The sequence below is a fragment of the Methanomassiliicoccales archaeon genome, assembly GCA_038740345.1.
Classification (GTDB): domain Archaea; phylum Thermoplasmatota; class Thermoplasmata; order Methanomassiliicoccales; family UBA472; genus JAJRAN01.
In genome coordinates this window covers 74,901-91,864 of the sequence record JAVYMA010000004.1, presented here as the reverse complement: position 1 = coordinate 91,864, position 16,964 = coordinate 74,901, and the positions used below count along the sequence as shown (strand labels likewise).

The 16,964-nt window shown below is 54.9% G+C and carries 20 protein-coding genes; 8 read left to right on the top strand and 12 right to left on the bottom strand.

Annotated elements, in window-relative coordinates; translation table 11 throughout:
* Positions 1-395 (top strand): nickel-responsive transcriptional regulator NikR (gene nikR / locus QW520_02595; GenBank protein ID MEM0448692.1); only part of this gene is annotated, 395 nt, incomplete at its 5' end.
* Positions 396-455: 60 nt separating this feature from the next.
* Positions 456-2,837: a DNA topoisomerase I gene (locus QW520_02590; protein MEM0448691.1), complete on the top strand. Its 2,382-nt coding sequence runs from the start codon at positions 456-458 to the stop codon at positions 2,835-2,837.
* Positions 2,838-2,932: 95 nt separating this feature from the next.
* Here the strand turns inward: QW520_02590 and QW520_02585 are convergent, their stop codons facing one another.
* The 4 genes from QW520_02585 to QW520_02570 all read right to left on the bottom strand — a co-directional run bounded on the left by QW520_02585 (position 2,933) and on the right by QW520_02570 (position 5,254).
* Positions 2,933-3,382, bottom strand: a complete 450-nt coding sequence (locus QW520_02585) for a hypothetical protein (GenBank protein MEM0448690.1) — start codon at positions 3,380-3,382, stop codon at positions 2,933-2,935.
* Between the two features lies 1 nt (position 3,383).
* Complete coding sequence (locus QW520_02580; protein MEM0448689.1) at positions 3,384-3,980, bottom strand: GTP-binding protein; 597 nt, start codon at positions 3,978-3,980, stop codon at positions 3,384-3,386.
* 98 nt (positions 3,981-4,078) lie between these two features.
* Positions 4,079-4,453 carry a hypothetical protein gene (locus QW520_02575; GenBank protein MEM0448688.1) on the bottom strand — a complete coding sequence of 125 codons (375 nt, stop codon included), beginning with the start codon at positions 4,451-4,453 and terminating at the stop codon, positions 4,079-4,081.
* A gap of 300 nt (positions 4,454-4,753) precedes the next feature.
* On the bottom strand, positions 4,754-5,254 hold the full coding sequence (locus tag QW520_02570) for an Lrp/AsnC family transcriptional regulator (GenBank protein ID MEM0448687.1): 501 nt from the start codon (positions 5,252-5,254) through the stop codon (positions 4,754-4,756).
* Positions 5,255-5,337: 83 nt separating this feature from the next.
* Here QW520_02570 and QW520_02565 point away from each other — a divergent pair, with 83 nt between their 5' ends.
* The 3 genes from QW520_02565 to QW520_02555 all read left to right on the top strand — a co-directional run bounded on the left by QW520_02565 (position 5,338) and on the right by QW520_02555 (position 6,467).
* A complete protein-coding gene (locus QW520_02565) occupies positions 5,338-5,571 on the top strand; it encodes a cytochrome b5 domain-containing protein (protein ID MEM0448686.1) in 234 nt (77 codons plus the stop codon).
* 66 nt (positions 5,572-5,637) lie between these two features.
* Entirely contained in the window at positions 5,638-6,234 is a 597-nt protein-coding gene (locus QW520_02560; protein MEM0448685.1) for a hypothetical protein, read from the top strand.
* Positions 6,234-6,467, top strand: coding sequence for a hypothetical protein (locus QW520_02555; GenBank protein MEM0448684.1), 234 nt, complete (start codon positions 6,234-6,236; stop codon positions 6,465-6,467). The genes QW520_02560 and QW520_02555 overlap by 1 nt, the downstream gene beginning before the upstream one ends.
* Positions 6,468-6,523: 56 nt before the next feature.
* On the opposite strand, the gene QW520_02550 is transcribed toward QW520_02555, so the two are convergent.
* From QW520_02550 to QW520_02535, 4 genes are all read right to left on the bottom strand, one after another.
* The gene (locus QW520_02550) at positions 6,524-7,735 is read right to left on the bottom strand and encodes a nicotinate phosphoribosyltransferase (protein ID MEM0448683.1); all 1,212 of its coding nucleotides are present in this window, start codon (positions 7,733-7,735) and stop codon (positions 6,524-6,526) included.
* Complete coding sequence (eno, locus tag QW520_02545; protein ID MEM0448682.1) at positions 7,732-9,024, bottom strand: phosphopyruvate hydratase; 1,293 nt, start codon at positions 9,022-9,024, stop codon at positions 7,732-7,734. The genes QW520_02550 and eno overlap by 4 nt, the downstream gene beginning before the upstream one ends.
* Before the next feature lie 33 nt (positions 9,025-9,057).
* A complete protein-coding gene (locus QW520_02540; GenBank protein ID MEM0448681.1) occupies positions 9,058-10,020 on the bottom strand; it encodes a DUF835 domain-containing protein in 963 nt (320 codons plus the stop codon).
* Between the two features lie 166 nt (positions 10,021-10,186).
* Complete coding sequence (locus QW520_02535) at positions 10,187-10,336, bottom strand: 50S ribosomal protein L40e (GenBank protein MEM0448680.1); 150 nt, start codon at positions 10,334-10,336, stop codon at positions 10,187-10,189.
* 635 nt (positions 10,337-10,971) lie between these two features.
* Here QW520_02535 and QW520_02530 point away from each other — a divergent pair.
* The gene (locus QW520_02530; GenBank protein MEM0448679.1) at positions 10,972-11,247 is read left to right on the top strand and encodes a hypothetical protein; all 276 of its coding nucleotides are present in this window, start codon (positions 10,972-10,974) and stop codon (positions 11,245-11,247) included.
* 43 nt (positions 11,248-11,290) lie between these two features.
* The gene (locus tag QW520_02525) at positions 11,291-11,545 is read left to right on the top strand and encodes a hypothetical protein (GenBank protein ID MEM0448678.1); all 255 of its coding nucleotides are present in this window, start codon (positions 11,291-11,293) and stop codon (positions 11,543-11,545) included.
* 349 nt (positions 11,546-11,894) lie between these two features.
* Here QW520_02525 and QW520_02520 read toward each other — a convergent pair whose 3' ends face one another.
* Both QW520_02520 and QW520_02515 read right to left on the bottom strand, forming a co-directional pair.
* Entirely contained in the window at positions 11,895-12,386 is a 492-nt protein-coding gene (locus QW520_02520) for a hypothetical protein (protein MEM0448677.1), read from the bottom strand.
* Positions 12,387-12,570: 184 nt separating this feature from the next.
* Positions 12,571-13,548 carry a replication factor C small subunit gene (locus tag QW520_02515; GenBank protein MEM0448676.1) on the bottom strand — a complete coding sequence of 326 codons (978 nt, stop codon included), beginning with the start codon at positions 13,546-13,548 and terminating at the stop codon, positions 12,571-12,573.
* Between the two features lie 108 nt (positions 13,549-13,656).
* Between QW520_02515 and QW520_02510 the strand changes: the two genes are divergently transcribed.
* Complete coding sequence (locus QW520_02510) at positions 13,657-14,583, top strand: TIGR00269 family protein (GenBank protein ID MEM0448675.1); 927 nt, start codon at positions 13,657-13,659, stop codon at positions 14,581-14,583.
* A gap of 30 nt (positions 14,584-14,613) precedes the next feature.
* Here the strand turns inward: QW520_02510 and glyA are convergent, their stop codons facing one another.
* Complete coding sequence (gene glyA, locus QW520_02505; GenBank protein MEM0448674.1) at positions 14,614-15,891, bottom strand: serine hydroxymethyltransferase; 1,278 nt, start codon at positions 15,889-15,891, stop codon at positions 14,614-14,616.
* Positions 15,892-15,964: 73 nt separating this feature from the next.
* Positions 15,965-16,909, bottom strand: a complete 945-nt coding sequence (locus tag QW520_02500) for a hypothetical protein (protein ID MEM0448673.1) — start codon at positions 16,907-16,909, stop codon at positions 15,965-15,967.
* Positions 16,910-16,964: the final 55 nt, after the last annotated feature.

Here is a 16,964-nt window from a genome sequence, read left to right as displayed (position 1 = left end):
AGCCAGAGCTCTTGCAGAGTTTCGACCTTCTGTTGGCGCAGAAAGGCTTCGCTACCCGATCTGAGGCCATACGCGACCTCATCCGCAACGCCTTGGTACAGGAGTCCTTGGAGCACGCTGAGTCCCACGCCGTAGGCACCATCACTTTGGTCTACGAGCACACTAGAGGAGGGGTGAAGGAGAGCTTGATGGAGGTGCAGCACCGCCATCATGAGACCATTTCCGCTTCCATCCATGTGCATCTGGATGAGGAGAAGTGCCTGGAAGTCCTGATAGTGCATGGCACGGTGGAGTCGATTCAGAAATTGACCAAAGACCTGATGAACGTGAAGGGAGTTACACACGGCCAGCCGGTAATGATCGCGGGGGAGCTGAGCGAGCATCGCGGTCATTGATGGTTCTCCACTAGAGCTTAGCCTATTTTTTTATAGTGCCTATCTCTTGGTCGTCCTCCGATGAAGAAGCTGGTCATCTCGGAGAAGGCCAACGCCGCGGCGCGCATAGCTACCATACTGTCAGGTGGGGCTAAGAAGTCCTCTAAGCAAAAAGGCGTCCAGGTCTTCTCCTTCGAGCGCGACGGTGATGAATGGTTCGTGGTCGGGCTGAGAGGGCATATCATCGAGCTCGACTATCCTCCCGAGCTCAACAATTGGGAGCGCACGCCCCCCAAGCAGTTGGTCTACGCCGCGCCGGTGAAGAGCGTTAAAGCGCACAATATCATCGAGGTGCTGAGGGATCTGGCCAAGGATGCCGACTTGGTCATCATCGCCACCGACTATGACCGAGAGGGAGAGCTCATAGGCGTGGAGACTGTGGAGCAATTGAATGTGGATCCTTCAAAAGTCAAGAGGGCCAGGTTCTCAGCCTTGACCAAGGCCGAGATCGAGAAGGCCTTCGCTGAGCTGAACAAACCTGACGAGCGGTTGGCCGAGGCCGCGGAGTGCCGTCAGATAATCGATCTGGCCTGGGGAGCGGCCCTTACCCGCTTCATCTCCCTGGCATCCGGTCAGGTGGGCTCTAATTTCCTCTCCGTGGGGAGAGTGCAGAGCCCCACCCTCTCCCTTATCGTCGACCGCCACAATGAGATCAAGAACTTCGTGCCCAAGCCATACTGGAATGTTGAGGCCAGATTCAAACAGGAGGAGGAGTTCCTAGGGCGCCATGAGGGCAATCCTTTTTGGGAGGAGGAAAAGGCGAAAGCTGTCCTGGAAAGGAGCCAGGGGGCGAAGGAAGCAGTAGTCGCCGAATTCAGAAGGGAGGAGAAGGAGGAGTATCCCCCTCCCCCCTTCAACACCACCATGATGCTGGCAGAGGCGGTGAAGATAGGCATGTCAGCCAGCATGGCCATGAAAGTGGCTGAGGACCTTTACACCGCCGGTTACATATCCTATCCTAGGACGGATAATACCGTGTATCCGCGCTCCTTGAACCTGAGGAACATATTGGAGAAGCTCAAGGAGTCGGAATTCAAGGCCGAGGCAGAGGAGCTGCTAGCCCAGGAGGTCATTCGTCCTTCTCGCGGCCGAGTAGAGACCACTGACCATCCTCCGATATATCCTACGGAGGCCGCCACCAAGAAGGAGCTAAAGGGAGATAAATGGAGATTGTACGAGCTGGTGGTGAGGAGATTCCTCGCCACCGTATCTCCTCCCTGCACAGCCGAGCATCGTCATGCCAAGCTGCTGGTGGAAGGAGAGCCGTTCTTGGCCAAGGGATATAGGATCTCGCATCCAGGCTGGCGAAAGTACTATCCTTTCTTCCATGTGACCGAGTCCGATCTACCCTTGTTGCAAGAGGGAGAGCACGTGCAGGTGTGCTCTGTGAATATGGAAAGATTGGAAACACAGCCTCCCCGACGCTACACGCAGGGCACCCTCATCCAGGAGATGGAGAGGCTAGGGTTGGGCACCAAGTCGACGCGGCATGAGATCATACAGAAGCTCTACGACCGCAAGTATGTGGTAGGGAATGATCTCGTTCCGACCGAGAGCGGCATTGCCGTAGCCACATCCTTGGAGAAGCATGCCAAGACCATCACTGAGAGCAAAATGACCGCGCATCTGGAACAGGACATGGAGGACATCGCCAACGGCAAGGCCATGCTGCCCGAAGTGGTGAGGGAGTCCCAAGATATGCTGGCTGATGTGTTGGACGTAATGGAGGCGCATAAGCAGCAGATCGGTGAGGACATCAGGGCGGCGTTGCAGGAGCAGAGCTACATAGGAAGGTGCCCCGATTGCAAGGGTGAGCTAAGGGTGAAGCGATCACGTAGAGGTGACTTCATATCCTGCTCCAACTACCCGCAATGCAAGCGCGCCTATCCTAAACCCAGAGGGGCTAAGATGGAGGCGACGGAGGAGATTTGCGAGAGCTGCGGCGCGCCAATGGTGCGGCTGATACGTCGTGGCAGCGCGCCGCAGAAGCATTGCCTGAATCCTGATTGCCAGGTGAATCAGCAGGCGACCTCGGTGGGAGAATGTCCGGATTGCGGAAAGCCTCTACGCATACTTTACTCCAAGGCAGGGAAGCGATTCCTAGGATGCTCTGGCTATCCAGATTGTCGCCGCACATACCCGTTACCGCAAGCGGGGTCGCTGCGAATGACAGGCGAGACATGCCAAGCATGCAAGGCACCTATAGCCTTGGTCACGAGCAGGGGTCGCCCTTGGAGATTGTGCGTCAACATGGAATGCCCTGAGAGAGAGAAGAAAGCAGTCGAGAAAGAGGAGGATAAAGGGCTTGAGCCGGCCGCAGTTGAGAAGAAGCGTGCGACAAAAAGGAAGGCGAAGAGAGCAGTGACACAAAAAAGAGCGAAGGCCAGCATGGAGTCTAAGTAGAGCGCGGCTGCGGAGAGAGAAGCTACATAGATAGAGCGAAAGCGTGCGACTAATCGAAAGCCAATCGATCAAAAATATCCATAAACAAGAAAGGGCTAATGCCCCTGTTCCTCATGATCATGATTTTCATGCTCTTCATCGCAATGGTCGTGCTCATGCTCCAGATCCTCGAGCTCAAGCTTAGTTGCTTTCCCTGTAAACACTTCACGCGCGCTCCTCACCACGATGTCCTCCACCTTCCGCTTATCCAAGCCATAGAGGAGCACGTTAAGGATGATCTCTAGACGAGAGGAGGGGGCATTGAGGTCGCCACGGCAGATGGCTTCGCTGTCCGCCGAGACTACGCTGCAAGCGATGTACTTTCCTGAGTCCACCTCAGCGATGCATTTGATGTGCCCTATGAGGCTCGCCCCCTCAGACATGCATTTCTTGGCTATGGTCGAAATGGTGCTCGACACCAAAGAGCGTATCTCGTTAGGTTCCTTTGGGGCTCCGAAAAATGCAAGCACTTTACCTGCATAGGCCACGAAGTCGCTGGTCAGCATCTCAGCCCACCATCGCTTCCACAACCTTATCCAAGTTCGTCCCGTGTATGGCCGAAGCGGGGATTATCCTCGCTGTCGAACCAATCTCCCTGACCCTTGCCTCTATCGAGGCCAATTGCTCAGGCGATACCCTGTCCATCTTGTTCAGCACGATCACCTGTGCCGCCTTCAGCTGATTCTTTAGAGGTCTCTCTAAGGCCTTTGCTATGGCATCATATCTCTCGGAGTCCACTATGATGACTATCCTCACCATGTCTATCGGCGGCCCCACGTAGAGCTTTAGCGTGTCATGAATGGCTACTGGGTCTGCCACGCCCGTGGGCTCGATGACCACAAGGTCAGGATGGAAGGCTTCAGCCACGTCCCTGAGGGTGGTCAGCAGATCGGAGCCCAGGGTGCAGCAGATGCAACCGCTGGGCATTTCCTTGACCTTCAGCCCGTACTTCTCCATTACCTTCCCATCTATGCCAATCTTGCCGAAGTCGTTCACTATGACGACCACCTTCTTGTGCTTGCGCTTGGTTATCTCGTCTATCGTGGAGAGCACCATGGTGGTCTTCCCTGACCCTAGGAATCCTGATATTAGCAGAAGGTCCATCACCACACCCTGTTGAGCCCTCAGGCCTGCGTTAAGCCATCCTGCCTTCTGTATTTAAAATTGAGCGCTATAAGCTGCGCCGCTCATGAAGAAAAATGCTAGAAGGGGTTGTGACCCTCATCTTCCCTTTCTTCCCCTAGGAAATGCTTCTCCAATTCTTCCCTTTCACGGGCGATGCGCTCGTTGCGGCAGCGGCGGCATTCTAGACTTTTTCCTAAACGGGACTTCACACCCACCATCCTGCTATCGATCTCCGCGATTACCCCGCAACTGCATAGAATCTTCCTCTTGGGCAAATCTACGATTGAACCTTTAAGCCAAAGATGGTTTTGCAATGATGCGTGTTTTATCGGGTCTGAGGAGAACCGACTCCATTTTGTATCGCCTATCTCCGGCATCAGGGGATTCTCCATCCCATGCCGCGCATCCCCTCTGCCATCCATGGCATCCGCTAAATGCCTCGCTCCTACCAATATCTCTCCCCCACACGGAAAACGCGCATTTCAGTCTATCTGCCCCATCCCGCGAACCTTGACTGGCGGATCAGGCTATGCGATGCAATTTTCCCGAGCAAATAAACATAATCAGTGGTACTAACTTAAACGTTTCGCAAGCGCATTTCGATACAATCCAGATGTCGGACAATTAACGTCAGACAAGCGTCATATGGCACCAATTTTATGAGCGAATACGACGAGCTTTCATCCTTAGATAAGGATATTTATCTGGTCAGCGGTTAGCTTTTGGAACTTAAGGCCGTTACTTCATCCAGTTCATTTTTCTGTGCGTCTGCCGCGCTTCCGCACCTTTGCTGAGGCGGCCGGCTCCTCGGCATCCTCCTCTTTGACGCAGGCGAAGGAGGCACAGGTCAGCGTCCTTCCCACGCCCTCTACCCCCCTGATGCGATCGATGACCAATGCGCCTATCTGCTCCATGGAGGTGCCGCGCACCTTCACTAGCATATCATATTCGCCTGAGATCAGATGGACCTCATGAACGCCTTCCATACTGGCTATCCGCTGTGCCACCTGCCTTTGGGACACCTTAGATGTGGGTAGAAAGGAGATGAGGATGAAGGCCGTGGCTGGCTTTCCAAGCGCGGCGTGGTCCAAGGCCAAGGTGAAGCGCTTGATGACACCTCTCTCTACCATCCGCCGAATGCGCTCATGCACTGTGGCCCGCGGCATTCCCAGCTCCGCGGCGATGGCCTTTGTGGTACGCCTGGAGTCCGCTTTTAACTTCATCAGTATGGCAAGGTCCTTCTCGTCCAGCATAGCATAGCATCGCTGCTTGCGATGATAAAGCTTGACCCCGCAAGGGCAAGGATTATCTAATGCAATCCACCAATTCCCTTGCCATGAGAGAATTCACCAAGGAGGAGCTGAAGAAGTATAATGGGAAGAATGGCACCCCGGCCTATGTGGCCTATAAAGGGAAGGTCTATGATGTCAGTGCAAGCGCCCTATGGGAGGGTGGGGAGCATCAAGGCCTTCATGTCCCAGGAGGGGATTTGACGAAGGATATCGCCGATGCGCCGCATGAGGCAGATGTCCTGGAGCGGTTCCCTGTGGTGGGGATCCTTAAATCTTAATCCTTAGACATCGCCATAGGGCAGGGGCGAAAAGTACTTACGGCGCGGCATCTAAATTCCTTCCTCATGCCTCGGGGGAAGGGACTCCTCTTCCTCAGTAAGAGGAGACGCTGGCTCTACAGAAAGCTAGTGCGCATCATGAGCAAGGTGGACGAGGGGTGTCTGCCCATGTCCATAAGAGAGGTCTATCTCTTCGGCGGCTTCCTGCGCAACAAAGAGGACCCCAAGGACATCGATCTCCTGCTGATATATGACCCAGACGAGACGCTGAGGATGTATGAGAAGGTGGAGAGGGATGGCAGCGTGCGCTGGAAGCTATGGGAGCTGCAGAAGTCCCCTTCTCAACTGCGCCGCATGCTGAAGAAGAACTCAGAGCGGAGCGTGGACATCAACATCTGCCCCTCGTTGGAGGAATATCAGAAGGACCTGCTCTTCCCCATGGATCCGATTCTGCGCATTTGGACCAGGGAGGAGAGGGATTGGAGAAAGGTATTGTCTAATTATTTCCTGGAGCGTCAGCTGGATTCTCGACCTCTACTTGCACGGGCACCCCCTGCCTCACGCTCTGGGTCACGATACAGAAGTCCTCGAAGATGTCACGGCACCTTCTCAGCTTCGAAGGGTCACTCATCTCTGGTCGCAAGCGGACGCGGATTGACGTGATGCGCAATCTGCCTCTCTCGTTACGCTCCATTTTTGCGTATACTTCGGCGCTCACTCCCTTAACCTCCGCGCGGGCTTTCTCCAGACAGAACTTCAATGAGGCGCAGAGACAATTTCCCACCGCTGCGGCCAAAAGTAGGCCAGCATTGGGATGCTTCCCCTGGCCCAGAGGCTCTGGCTCGTCCATGATCAACTCCTCTAAAGCAGGGTTGGAGAAGGTAACCTTGAATTGATACCCTTGCAGGGACTCTATCCGGACTTTGAATTCCCCCTCTTCCATCTTAGCACCTCACAAGCGCACAGCCTTCAATTGCTGCAGCACATATTTCCTTACCTTGGAGGGCTCTCTTTCCTCATGAGCCCTAATGCCTTCCCGCATCAGCTCCACCTCCATCGATTGCATGAAGTCGCCGCAGATATGGCATTTTGGCGTCTTATGCCCCCAGGGCACGACTTCCCACTCCATGCATCTCTGGCAACGGTATGAGGCCTTCCTTCCTCCCAGCTTGCCCCTCTTGGCCACTGGCTCGCCATCCTTCTCCACTATGTCCAAGGCGAAGTCCACCGTGGGGGCGTTGGATATGCTCGTGCCCACGCCGAACCCATCCGCTCCTGCCTTCCTGAGCTCGGGGATGGTCCTCTCATCCAGCCCTCCTGAGACGATTATCTTGACATGGCCAAAGCCTCTGATATCCAGCTCCCAGCGCACCTCCCTCACCAGATCCGGCAGGGAGCCTCTTCTGGAGGCAGGAGTGTCCAAGCGCACGGCGGACAAATCCTTTATCGCCTTGGCCGCCATGATGGCCTCGGCCTTCTCGTCGGAGTAGGTATCCACCAAGGCGATGCGTGGGACGGAGGGATCGATGACCTCGTCGAAGGCCTTGAAGGCCTGCGCCTGGTCTCCCATCATGACCACCAGCGCATGAGGCATGGTGCCTGATGGAGGGATGCCGATGACCTCCGCACCGATGAGTGAGGACACGCCATCGCATCCGCCGATGTAGGCGGAGCGGTCTATCATAGGGGAGATGGCAGGATGCATGCGCCGGACGCCGAAGGATAATAGCGTGGCATCCTCGGCCGCGATCCTCGCCCTGGCGGCCATGGTGGCCACCCCCGTGGAATGGCAAAGCAAGCCGAGCAAGGGCGTCTCCAGGACGCAGTACTCGGAATATGGGCCCTCGATGCTGAGCACCGGCACCCTGAGGCCTCTGCGCGAGCGGGCCTTGAAAACGGTTCCCTCAGGCAAGCCTCGGATGGTCACCTTTTTTCCCTCAAAAAGCCGCAGCACCTCCTCCACTCCGCACAGCACAGCCCATGACCAATCATTCGGCAGGCTGCCCGTGGTGAGCTCAGCATAGGCGCGTTCATGCGATAGGCCCTTGGCGCGCAGCACTTGCATGGTGTGCTCGAAGTAGACGTCGGTGGTCCTTCCCTGGCGTATCTGCTCCTCGGTGGCGAGGAAGAAGCCTCTGCTGGGGCCGCTGGGCAAAGGGCTCACTCCTTCTTCTTTTTGGCGTAGAAGGCGGCACCGGGGAACTTGGCCTTGGAGCCCAGCTGCTCCTCGATGCGCAGCAAGCGATTGTATTTGGCCACTCTCTCCCCCCGCGCAGGCGCACCGGTCTTGATCTGACCGCATTCCAGTGCTACCGCCAGGTCAGCGATGGAGGTGTCGTCGGTCTCGCCCGAGCGATGGCTCACCACCACGCGATATCCGTTGTCGAAGGATAGCCTGGCCGCGTCCATGGCCTCGGTCACCGTCCCTATCTGATTGACTTTTAGGAGCGTGGCATTTCCTGCCTTTCGCTCTATGGCCTTCTTTATGCGCTCCATGTTGGTGACGAAGATATCATCGCCCACCACCTGCATCTTGTGGCCCACCCTCTTGGTCATCAACGAGAACATGTGGAAATCCTCCTCGTGGAAGGGGTCCTCGATGCTCACCAAGGGATAATACTTGGCCAGGACGAAATACGTCTCCATCAGCTCCACGGGCCCTATGCGTCTCTTGTCCAGCTCATAGACTCCTTGCTGGCAGAACTCGGAGGCGGCGCAGTCTAGAGCCAGGAACACCTCTTTGCCGGGGGAATAGCCAGCTCGCTCTATGCCTTTCATCATTATGTCTAGGGCTTGCCTTGTGTTTTCTAGCGGAGGGGCGAAGCCGCCTTCGTCGCCCAGGTTGACGGCGGCGGGGCCGAACTGCTCCTTGAGGAGGGCTCTGAGGGAATGGTACACCTCCACTCCCATGCGCAGGGATTCGGAGAAGGATTTGGCTCCTGCGGGCACGATCATGAACTCCTGTATCCTCAAACCCGTGCCAGCGTGCTTCCCTCCGTTGATGATGTTCATCATGGGTATGGGCAGAGTGCAGCTGCCTGGCCCTAGATGCTCGTGCAGCTCGACGCCTTTGGAGACGCTGCCTGCCTTGGCTAGGGCGAGAGAGACGGCCGTGATGGCGTTCCCGCCCAGCTTCCTCTTGTCCGTGGTGCCATCCAGCTCTATCAACGCGCGGTCCAGCTCACGCTGTTCCTCCACATCCATGCCTTTGAGCTTGGGGCCGATTTTCTTGTTCACATTCTCCACAGCCTTGAGGACGCCCTTGCCCATGTAGCGCTCCCCCCCATCCCTCAACTCCAGCACCTCATGGGTGCCGGTGGAGGCTCCCGAAGGGGCGATGGCGGTGACCTTAAAGGCGGAGGTTCTCACTTCTGCCTCCACGGTAGGATTGCCTCTCGAATCCAGGACCTCCCTGGCCCTGATCTCAACTATCTTAGAGCCGCTCAGAAACATCCCTCCATGCGGATGGATAGAGGAACGGATGTCCTATCTAATAGGTTTCGCTGCCTGTTGGGGAGGCATGGCATCTATTACCTCCATGTTCCTCTCCAGCAGGGCCATCTGCCTCACGTCCAGGGTGCGAGGATCCACGGATATCAAAAGACGTGATTTGTATTCCATGGTGGCCTCGGAGATATGATGCACCATGCGCAGCACCTTCTCGAAGTCGTTGTTGACGATGAGGAACTCTATGCCATCGATCATGACCACGCTATCGCCGGACTTCTCGATGAAACGTATGATGGTGTCCGAGAGGATGCCGATGTTGGTGGGGTTGACGTACACCCTTCCCAACTGATTGCTAAGCCAGATTATCGGTGTCTTCTCCAGGCCCCACTTCTTGCGGATGATGCCCGGATGCTCTCGGGTTATGCACAGCCCCTGAATGTTATGCGTTACCTGATCCACGAAGATCTCGAAGGTGCGCTCCGGCTTGACCTCCTTTATGATGTAGCCATAGCCCTTGCGCAGCTCGTACTTTAAAGCCGTCTTTTGCGCCTTCTCCATGCCCGTAGGGGCCTCCCTGCGTCGGCGGAATAGGCGCTCCAGCAATCCTGGCTTCTTCACATCCAGAGGCACAGGCTGGATGGTGACCTCCTCCGCCTCTAAGATCTCCTTAATCTTCTCCGAGAGCTCGGTGTTGGAGAAGGGCTTGCGGATGTAGCCCGAGACCACGTCCTGCAGGCCGAATATGTCCGTGCCTATGTCAGTGTAGGCGGTGAGCATCATGACCTTGATGCGCTGTGTTAGGCCAGTCTCCTTAAGATTGCGCAGAACGCTCCAGCCATCTATATCTGGCATGTTTATGTCCAGAAGAATGAGGTCAGGAGATTCCGTCTTTGCCTTTTCGATCGCCTCCCGGCCTCCGCTAGCGGTTATGGCCTCATAGCCTGCGGCGGATACGAGCTCCGAGACGATGGCGAGGACGTCGGCGTTGTCGTCGACCACGAGTACCTTCTTGATCTTCTAGCCTCCTGAAGGTGGTTGTTGCAGGACTTCGCCACTACATTGCGTAGGGAAATAAAATATTAATCCGTCCGTTCGCAGCATTGATAGCGCTAGGTCGCCAAATGAGCGTGAAAGGGAACATTGAAAGTCTTGGTAAAAGGCGAGCTTACGCTTTCCTGCTCTCCTTCGCCTTGGGGCGGAGGTTGGCATAGCCGCATTTCCTGCAGCGGGTGGCCTTCGCCGCGTTCCTGGCGTAGCAGTTCATGCAGATCATCTTGTTAAGGAGCCTCGCGTCGGCCTCCTTGAAGCGTGCCATATCAGAACCTCTGCCGTGTGAATAAGGAGGGAATATAAAAAAGTTGGCAGGGGAGAGATTGAAAATTATATCTCAGTACTCTCGATTTTTTTAAGCTGAGAGAGATGCCTAAGAAATGGAAAAAAATAGGGTGGCGTAAAGATGACGAGAATCAAATGAGGGGATGAGTTATGAAATGCTAGTTCCCGTACAGAGAAAAGGGGTGAGTAATAGATCTATGTTGAAACATCTTGGTGCATTTTTTAGCATGCATTCTGATTTTTAAGACTGGTCCTTCGAGCCTCTTCTTTCTCGGCCTTGCGAGCCTAATCGTTAGAAGTCAAGACCGTGTTGAGAAAGGGCGCCGACAAGCCGATATTAAAATCGAGGAGGGCTAAGCATCTCGAACAAGAAGAGCGTTCATAGGGGCGATTGAAGGTATCGAATCTATTATTTCTGGCATATTAGTATGCATATATATAAGACGGTATGAGAAGAGGTTGAAATACAACCTTAACCATAGAATCATTGTGATGCAGACTATGTCTTGTCCCGCGGGTTTGAGATGCCTAAGTTCTAATAATCTTTCTAACCCCAAGGAGAAGCTGGCCTGATTTTTTTCTTTGACCCGAATCTTAGTATTGGGGGTTTGAGAAATGACCATCGGAGGAGTGTACGAAAGGATATTGGTAGCCTTGGATGAGGCTATGGACGCGGAGAGCGAAGAGCTCTATGAGTTCGTGGAGAGGCTCAAGAGCGTTATAGATATGCTGGAGCAGAACGCGGAAAAGAAGGACCTAAACGTCATCAAGAAGGTGGAGAAGAAGGCCCTGAAATCGCTCCGAGATATAAGCGAGGACCTGGCAGAATACGTGGATTTCACGTGCGAGGAGTGCGTCGAGTGCGAACTAGAGACAGAGGATGAGAACTGAAGGAGAAACAGCGCCAGCTTTCCCATCATGAGGAGAATGCTAGATGGCTTATGGCGATGATCGGAAAAAAGTTGAGGCGGCCAGGGATCTGATATATCAGCTATACTACGATCTTGCGCATTCGAGCTGGAGAATGGAGGAGATACTGTATAAGTACGAGGAGGGGTGGGAGGATGAGGCGCTGGCTTGCATCATCGGTGCCTTTCTCTACATCGACGAGGTACTGGATAAGATCTACCACATATTCGAGGACGAGGTCATCGACTTCAGCGAAGCGGAGATGGTGGATGAGCCCTAAACCTTTTCTTATTTATTATTAAAAAATCATGTAAAATTTTTCTCATAGAATGAAAGACATGTCTGCAAGCTGAAAAAAAGAGAAAGATTTTCTATTTTGGTGCACAGCATTTTGATCTAGAATTGTAATTTTCACAAATCCAGAGCTCGCTCAGCTGGAAAAGCGTTTAGGATTGAGCTCAAATTTTTTTAATCATTGAGCGTTATAGCCAAATCTTTTTAAAATCCCTCGAGCTGCTAAATCTACCAGGGTTAAAATCGTTTCGATTCCAATTTCGACGGCCGCTTTAAGATGATAATCTGAAACCGCGATGTAAAAACGAATTTCTTAATCTTCTTATCAAAAAAATCTACCCGTTCTTATTCTTAGCATTGGTCTTCTTGTCTAACGTCTCTTTGACCTTATACATCTCCTTGATCTTACTCATCACTATCTCATGTTCCTGCTTGAGCTTCTTATCGATATTGGCCACTATTCTCTTGGAAGAATATTTCTTCTTCCAGGCTATAGCTTTAACGCATTCTACCACGCCATCGTACGAGTTGTCTGTCGAATAGCCGCGCTCTATGAGCCATCGGATGATAGGCGCATTCCTTTCCAGGATGTCCGGATCGATTGGCCCTTCCGTGATTAGATAGAACCACACCTCGACATAGACATATACATATTCCATAAACATGAAGATATGAACCTTGAAGACGCTTTCCTCATAATCATCAAGGTCGTACTCGACGTCGTCCTGCCAAAACCCTTTCAAGGCCTCTATCGCTTTGGACGTCTCGAAAAGCTCCATTGGTATGGAATATCTCATGTAAAGATCATCCGAGTCGCCTATCCTCAACCCCTCCTGGATTGAAGATTGGTCGAAGCAACTATTTATTCCTATTTCGAGACGGTTGGCGATTCTTCATTATCTTTTTTTCCAATCGCGTTTCGATCATCCGAATACGCATTCAGCATAGATTCCATGAAAGTGACTGAAGGGAAAAACGCAAGATTCTGACAAGCATAAGCTAGGATCCTGCTCATCGGCGCGCAGGGCCGCCCGAGCCCACCAGCACCAGATACGCCAAAAGCGCTTCCAGCTGGATGCGCTCGTTGCTCCCCTCCACGATGCGGAACTCCACCTCTCCCGTCCTATCTATGAGGCGCACCTTCTCGATGTCCGGAATGTTCAGGTCGAAGAACTGCTTGTGTATCTGTTTTATCACGTCCTCCCCTGAGAGGCCGTAGTTTATCATGAGCTCGTCGAGCAGGCTCCTGGCTTCGAGGAAATCGCCCTTTAGGGCCGTCTCCAACAGCTTGCGCACCTCTTCCGGATGCGCCGTGCCGGTGGTCTGGTACACCACGTCCACCGTCACCTCTTCGGAGAGCGAGGCCGCTACCTGCAACGAGTTGATGGCCTTGCGCATGTCTCCCCCGGCGACATGCACCAAGGCATCCACCGCATCCTCGGTCAATTGCACCTTCTCCGCCTTGGCTATCTTAAGCAAGTACGCCTTTATGTCCTCGGGCTTCAAAGGCCGGAAGCGGAAGACGGCGCATCTGGACTGGATAGGCTCGATTATCTTCGAGGAGTAGTTGCAGGAGATTATGAAGCGGCAGATGGAGGAGTACCTCTCCATGGTCCTCCGCAGAGCCGCCTGGGCCTCGCTGGTCAGGGCGTCCGCCTCATCCAGGAAGATTATCTTGAAGGCCGCACCCCCGATGGGCGAGGTGCGGGCGAACTCCTTTATCTTGCCTCGCACCACATCTATGCCCCGCTCGTCCGAGGCGTTCATCTCGATGAAGTTGTCCCTCCAGCCCTCCCCGAACAGCTCTCGAGCCAAGGCCAGGGCGCAGGTGGTCTTGCCCGTGCCTGGGGAGCCGGCGAACATGAGATGAGGTAGGTTCTTGGAGCGTACATACGCCATCAAGCGCTCCGTGACCTCCTTCTGCCCCACCACCTCCTTCAGGCTCTTAGGCCGGTACTTCTCAATCCAAATCTCCCGCATCTCCTTCATATCGACCCTTAAGACGGATGGGGAAAGTTAACCCTTTGCATGAGCGCGGGCGAATGTATAAAAAAGATGTAAGAAAGAGGTCGAGGAAGATATTAATCGCAGGAGGCCGTGGCGGAGGGCGTGAAGTGCATCAAATGCTCCAAGGAGGGCATCGAGTACCTGCGCTACAATGGCTCCCACCTGTGCGAGGATCACTTTCTGGAATTCGTGGAGCAGAGGGTCAGGAAGGAACTGCGGAGGCAGATCGATCTGGATGGGAAGAGGAAGGTGGCCGTGGCCCTGTCAGGAGGGAAGGACAGCGCCGTGGCGCTCTTCCTGCTCCACCAGATCCTCAAGCCAAGAAGGGACCTGGTGGTGGAGGCGATAACTGTAGACGAGGGCATCGCTAGATATCGCCCTAAGACGCTCCTCAAGGCCAAGGAGCTTACTGAGAGCTTAGGGATAAAGCATCACATAATCTCATTCAGGCAGGAGGCGGGAAGAGATCTCGATGACCTCATGCCCTTTATAGGGGACAAGGGGCCATGCACGTATTGCGGTGTCCTGAGGAGGAGATGCATGAATCGCGTGGCCCGCGAGATCGGAGCTGATGTCCTGGCCACGGGGTTGAATCTGGATGATACGGCGCAGTCGATACTCATGAACTTCACCCGCGGCGACCTGGAGAGGCTGGCGCGCCTCGGCCCTCACGTGAGGATACAACCTGGCTTGATACCTAGGATACAGCCTCTGCGCTTGATACCAGAGAAGGAATCCTATCTCTATGCCATGCTGCGCGAGCTACCGTTCTCCAACGAGGAATGCCCTTACGCCGACAGAGCGCTAAGGAATGAGTACCGGGCGATAATCGATGACTTGGAGGATCGACATCCTGGCACGCGGCATGCCATTCTCTCCAGCTATGACGGCCTTAGAGAGTGTCTGATGGAGAGACACCCTCAATCAGAGCTGAGGGTCTGCGGCTGCGGGGAGCCTACCATCAGGGACAGGTGCATGACCTGCGAGCTGCTGGAATCACTGCTCTCCAAGAGATGATGAGCTGACCTTCATTAAAGCGCTCGGGCATCACACGAGCTCGTAGAACTTGTAGGCCGGGGTGCCTGCGTGATAGCAGTATTGCACCGTGTTGAAGCGCTTCTTCAGCGCCTTCACGTCCTCCTTCACCTTGGCGGGGCTCTCCTTCTTCACCGCCACGCGATGGATTAACGAGGCTACCTCCTTCATCTCCTCCTCCTTCATCCCCAGCCGAGTCATCTCCTGAGTGCCGATGCGGATGCCGGAGGGGCGTATGCTGCTCTCATCGCCTGGCAGCATGTTCTTGTTGGTGATGATGTTGGCCGCCTCCAATTCCTTGGCCACCTGGTCGCCTCCGCCGTGCTTGCTGACGTTGATGGCGATGGTGTGCGAGCGGGTGAAGCCGAGCTCAGGGCACAGCACGTCCATTCCCAAATCGTATAATGCTTGACCAAGGGCCTGGGCGTTGCGCACTATCTGCTTGGCATAATCCCTCCCGAACTCCTCCATCTCCGCCAGGGTCACGGCCAGGGCGGCCATGGCATGCAGGTGGTGCGAGCTAGTCACACCAGGGAAGACGGCGCGGCGCAACCTCTTCTCCAGGTCCTCGCTCAGGTCGTTTCCCAGCAGGATGCCGTGATTAGGGCCGGGGAAGGTCTTGTGAGTCGAAGCGGATACCACGTTCGCACCCTCGTGCAAGGGGTCCTGGAACTGCCCTCCGGCGATGAGGCCGAGCACGTGCGCGGCGTCATACCACACCACGCAGCCAACCTCCTGGAAGGTGGACTGGAGCTCCTTGAGCGGCACGGGGAAGAGGAAGAGGGAGAGACCGAATTGCGCCACCTTAGGCTTTTCCTTCAGAAGCAGCTTCCTTGCCCCGTCCACATCGATGGTCATGCGCTCCTCGTCCCAGGGATAGTTTATCGTCTTCACTCCCCTCAGACCCACCGCCCCGAACTGGGCGGTGGAGATGTGCGCGCCATTGGCCAGGGCGGTGGTGGCGATGATGTCGCCAGGCTCGCACAGGGCGAACAGCACGGCCATGTTAGCCACGGTGCCCGAGGTGGGACGGACGTCGACGAAAGGCACGTTGAACACGCGCTGAGCCAGCTCCATGCACTTGAGCTCCACCTTATCCACGTAGACATTGCCCTGATAGTAGCGCTTTCCCGGCATGCCTTCGGCATAGCGGTCATGGAAGTCGGAGATCATCATTTCCTTCGCCAGGGGCGACATGAGGTTCTCGGAGGCTATGGTGGGTATGGACTCCTCGAACCATTTGGTGTGCGCCTTCACTTGGTCCCTTATCCAGTCGGCGTCCTGCTTCATAGGTTATCGCAGTGGAATGAGGACCGCTCTTTAATATTTTCGTGCTCAGGGGCTTGCGAAAATGAGAAGGGGATCATGATGCTTCCGAGATCTCGATAGGGGCCTGCTTGTCCTCCACCCTGGCGTCAGAGAAGAGGAACCTCGAGAGATATATCAGCCAAACAATGTCCACCACCGTGCACACTGCTGCCGGCACCGCCGCCTGCGGACCCACCACGCTCATGGCCAAGGCGGCGGCCATCCCCGTGTTCTTGTAAGAGGAGAAGAGGACCTCTGGCACCCTTTGAGCGCGAGATGCTCCTCTCCTTCTTAAATGCCAATCCCATGCCAGCCCTACTCCCATGATACGCACCACCGCCACTCCTAGCAAGGAAAGCAGCAGTAGCGGCTCCCCGAAGAAGACGTGACGATTCGAGCCCGCTACCGCCACTATCAGGATGAAGAAGGCCACATTGATTATCGCGGTCCGGTCCGAGGGCGGGATGTCGAGCTTTTTTATCCCTATGGAGAGGAGGAGAGGGAGGAGGATGAGGACCGCCACATAGAAGACGAGCAACAAGACATCCACGGCCTGTCCTAGGAAAAGAAGGGTGAGAAGGGGGGTGAGCGCCACGGCGATGATGTAAAGAGCGGCGGTGGAGATCAGGGTGGGCTCGAGGTCGCCCTTCATGAGGAAGGTGAAAGGCACCACGGACACGGCGGAGGGAACAGCGGCCAGGAGAACCCAGCCTGCCCTAATGTCCCCTTGGAAGAGCTGCGCCAATGCTATCGTGACGCCAGAGGAGAGGACAAAGGACAGCAGCGTGGCTCGAAGGATGGCCTTGGAATGAGACCTGATGCTCATCCCTCTGATGCGAAGCGATGTCAGGGAGAAGGACATCATGATGACAAGCATCAGCATAGCCACGTTGCCGTTGGTGAGGGGGAACCATGAGGGGAAGCCGCCGAGTGCCAGGGCGGTGATGAAGGATAAGGTCATCATGGAGGCGTTGTTGCCTAGGAGCCTTCTAGGGTCCATCGCACCTGAATGCGGCACCCTGATAAACCATTTTCGCGCTCTTGGTATAGAAACC

Excerpts from the sequence above, each read along its gene's own strand:
- eno (MEM0448682.1), bottom strand. The coding sequence starts at position 9,024 with ATGTTTCTGAGCGGCTCTAAGATAGTTGAGATCAGGGCCAGGGAGGTC.
- QW520_02525 (MEM0448678.1), top strand. The coding sequence starts at position 11,291 with ATGGCTTATGGCGATGATCGGAAAAAAGTTGAGGCGGCCAGGGATCTG.
- QW520_02560 (MEM0448685.1), top strand. The coding sequence starts at position 5,638 with ATGCCTCGGGGGAAGGGACTCCTCTTCCTCAGTAAGAGGAGACGCTGG.
- QW520_02530 (MEM0448679.1), top strand. The coding sequence starts at position 10,972 with ATGACCATCGGAGGAGTGTACGAAAGGATATTGGTAGCCTTGGATGAG.
- QW520_02580 (MEM0448689.1), bottom strand. The coding sequence starts at position 3,980 with ATGGACCTTCTGCTAATATCAGGATTCCTAGGGTCAGGGAAGACCACC.
- QW520_02590 (MEM0448691.1), top strand. The coding sequence starts at position 456 with ATGAAGAAGCTGGTCATCTCGGAGAAGGCCAACGCCGCGGCGCGCATA.
- QW520_02570 (MEM0448687.1), bottom strand. The coding sequence starts at position 5,254 with ATGCTGGACGAGAAGGACCTTGCCATACTGATGAAGTTAAAAGCGGAC.
- glyA (MEM0448674.1), bottom strand. The coding sequence starts at position 15,891 with ATGAAGCAGGACGCCGACTGGATAAGGGACCAAGTGAAGGCGCACACC.
- QW520_02535 (MEM0448680.1), bottom strand. The coding sequence starts at position 10,336 with ATGGCACGCTTCAAGGAGGCCGACGCGAGGCTCCTTAACAAGATGATC.
- QW520_02585 (MEM0448690.1), bottom strand. The coding sequence starts at position 3,382 with ATGCTGACCAGCGACTTCGTGGCCTATGCAGGTAAAGTGCTTGCATTT.
- QW520_02500 (MEM0448673.1), bottom strand. The coding sequence starts at position 16,909 with ATGGACCCTAGAAGGCTCCTAGGCAACAACGCCTCCATGATGACCTTA.
- QW520_02555 (MEM0448684.1), top strand. The coding sequence starts at position 6,234 with ATGCGCAATCTGCCTCTCTCGTTACGCTCCATTTTTGCGTATACTTCG.
- QW520_02515 (MEM0448676.1), bottom strand. The coding sequence starts at position 13,548 with ATGAAGGAGATGCGGGAGATTTGGATTGAGAAGTACCGGCCTAAGAGC.
- QW520_02565 (MEM0448686.1), top strand. The coding sequence starts at position 5,338 with ATGAGAGAATTCACCAAGGAGGAGCTGAAGAAGTATAATGGGAAGAAT.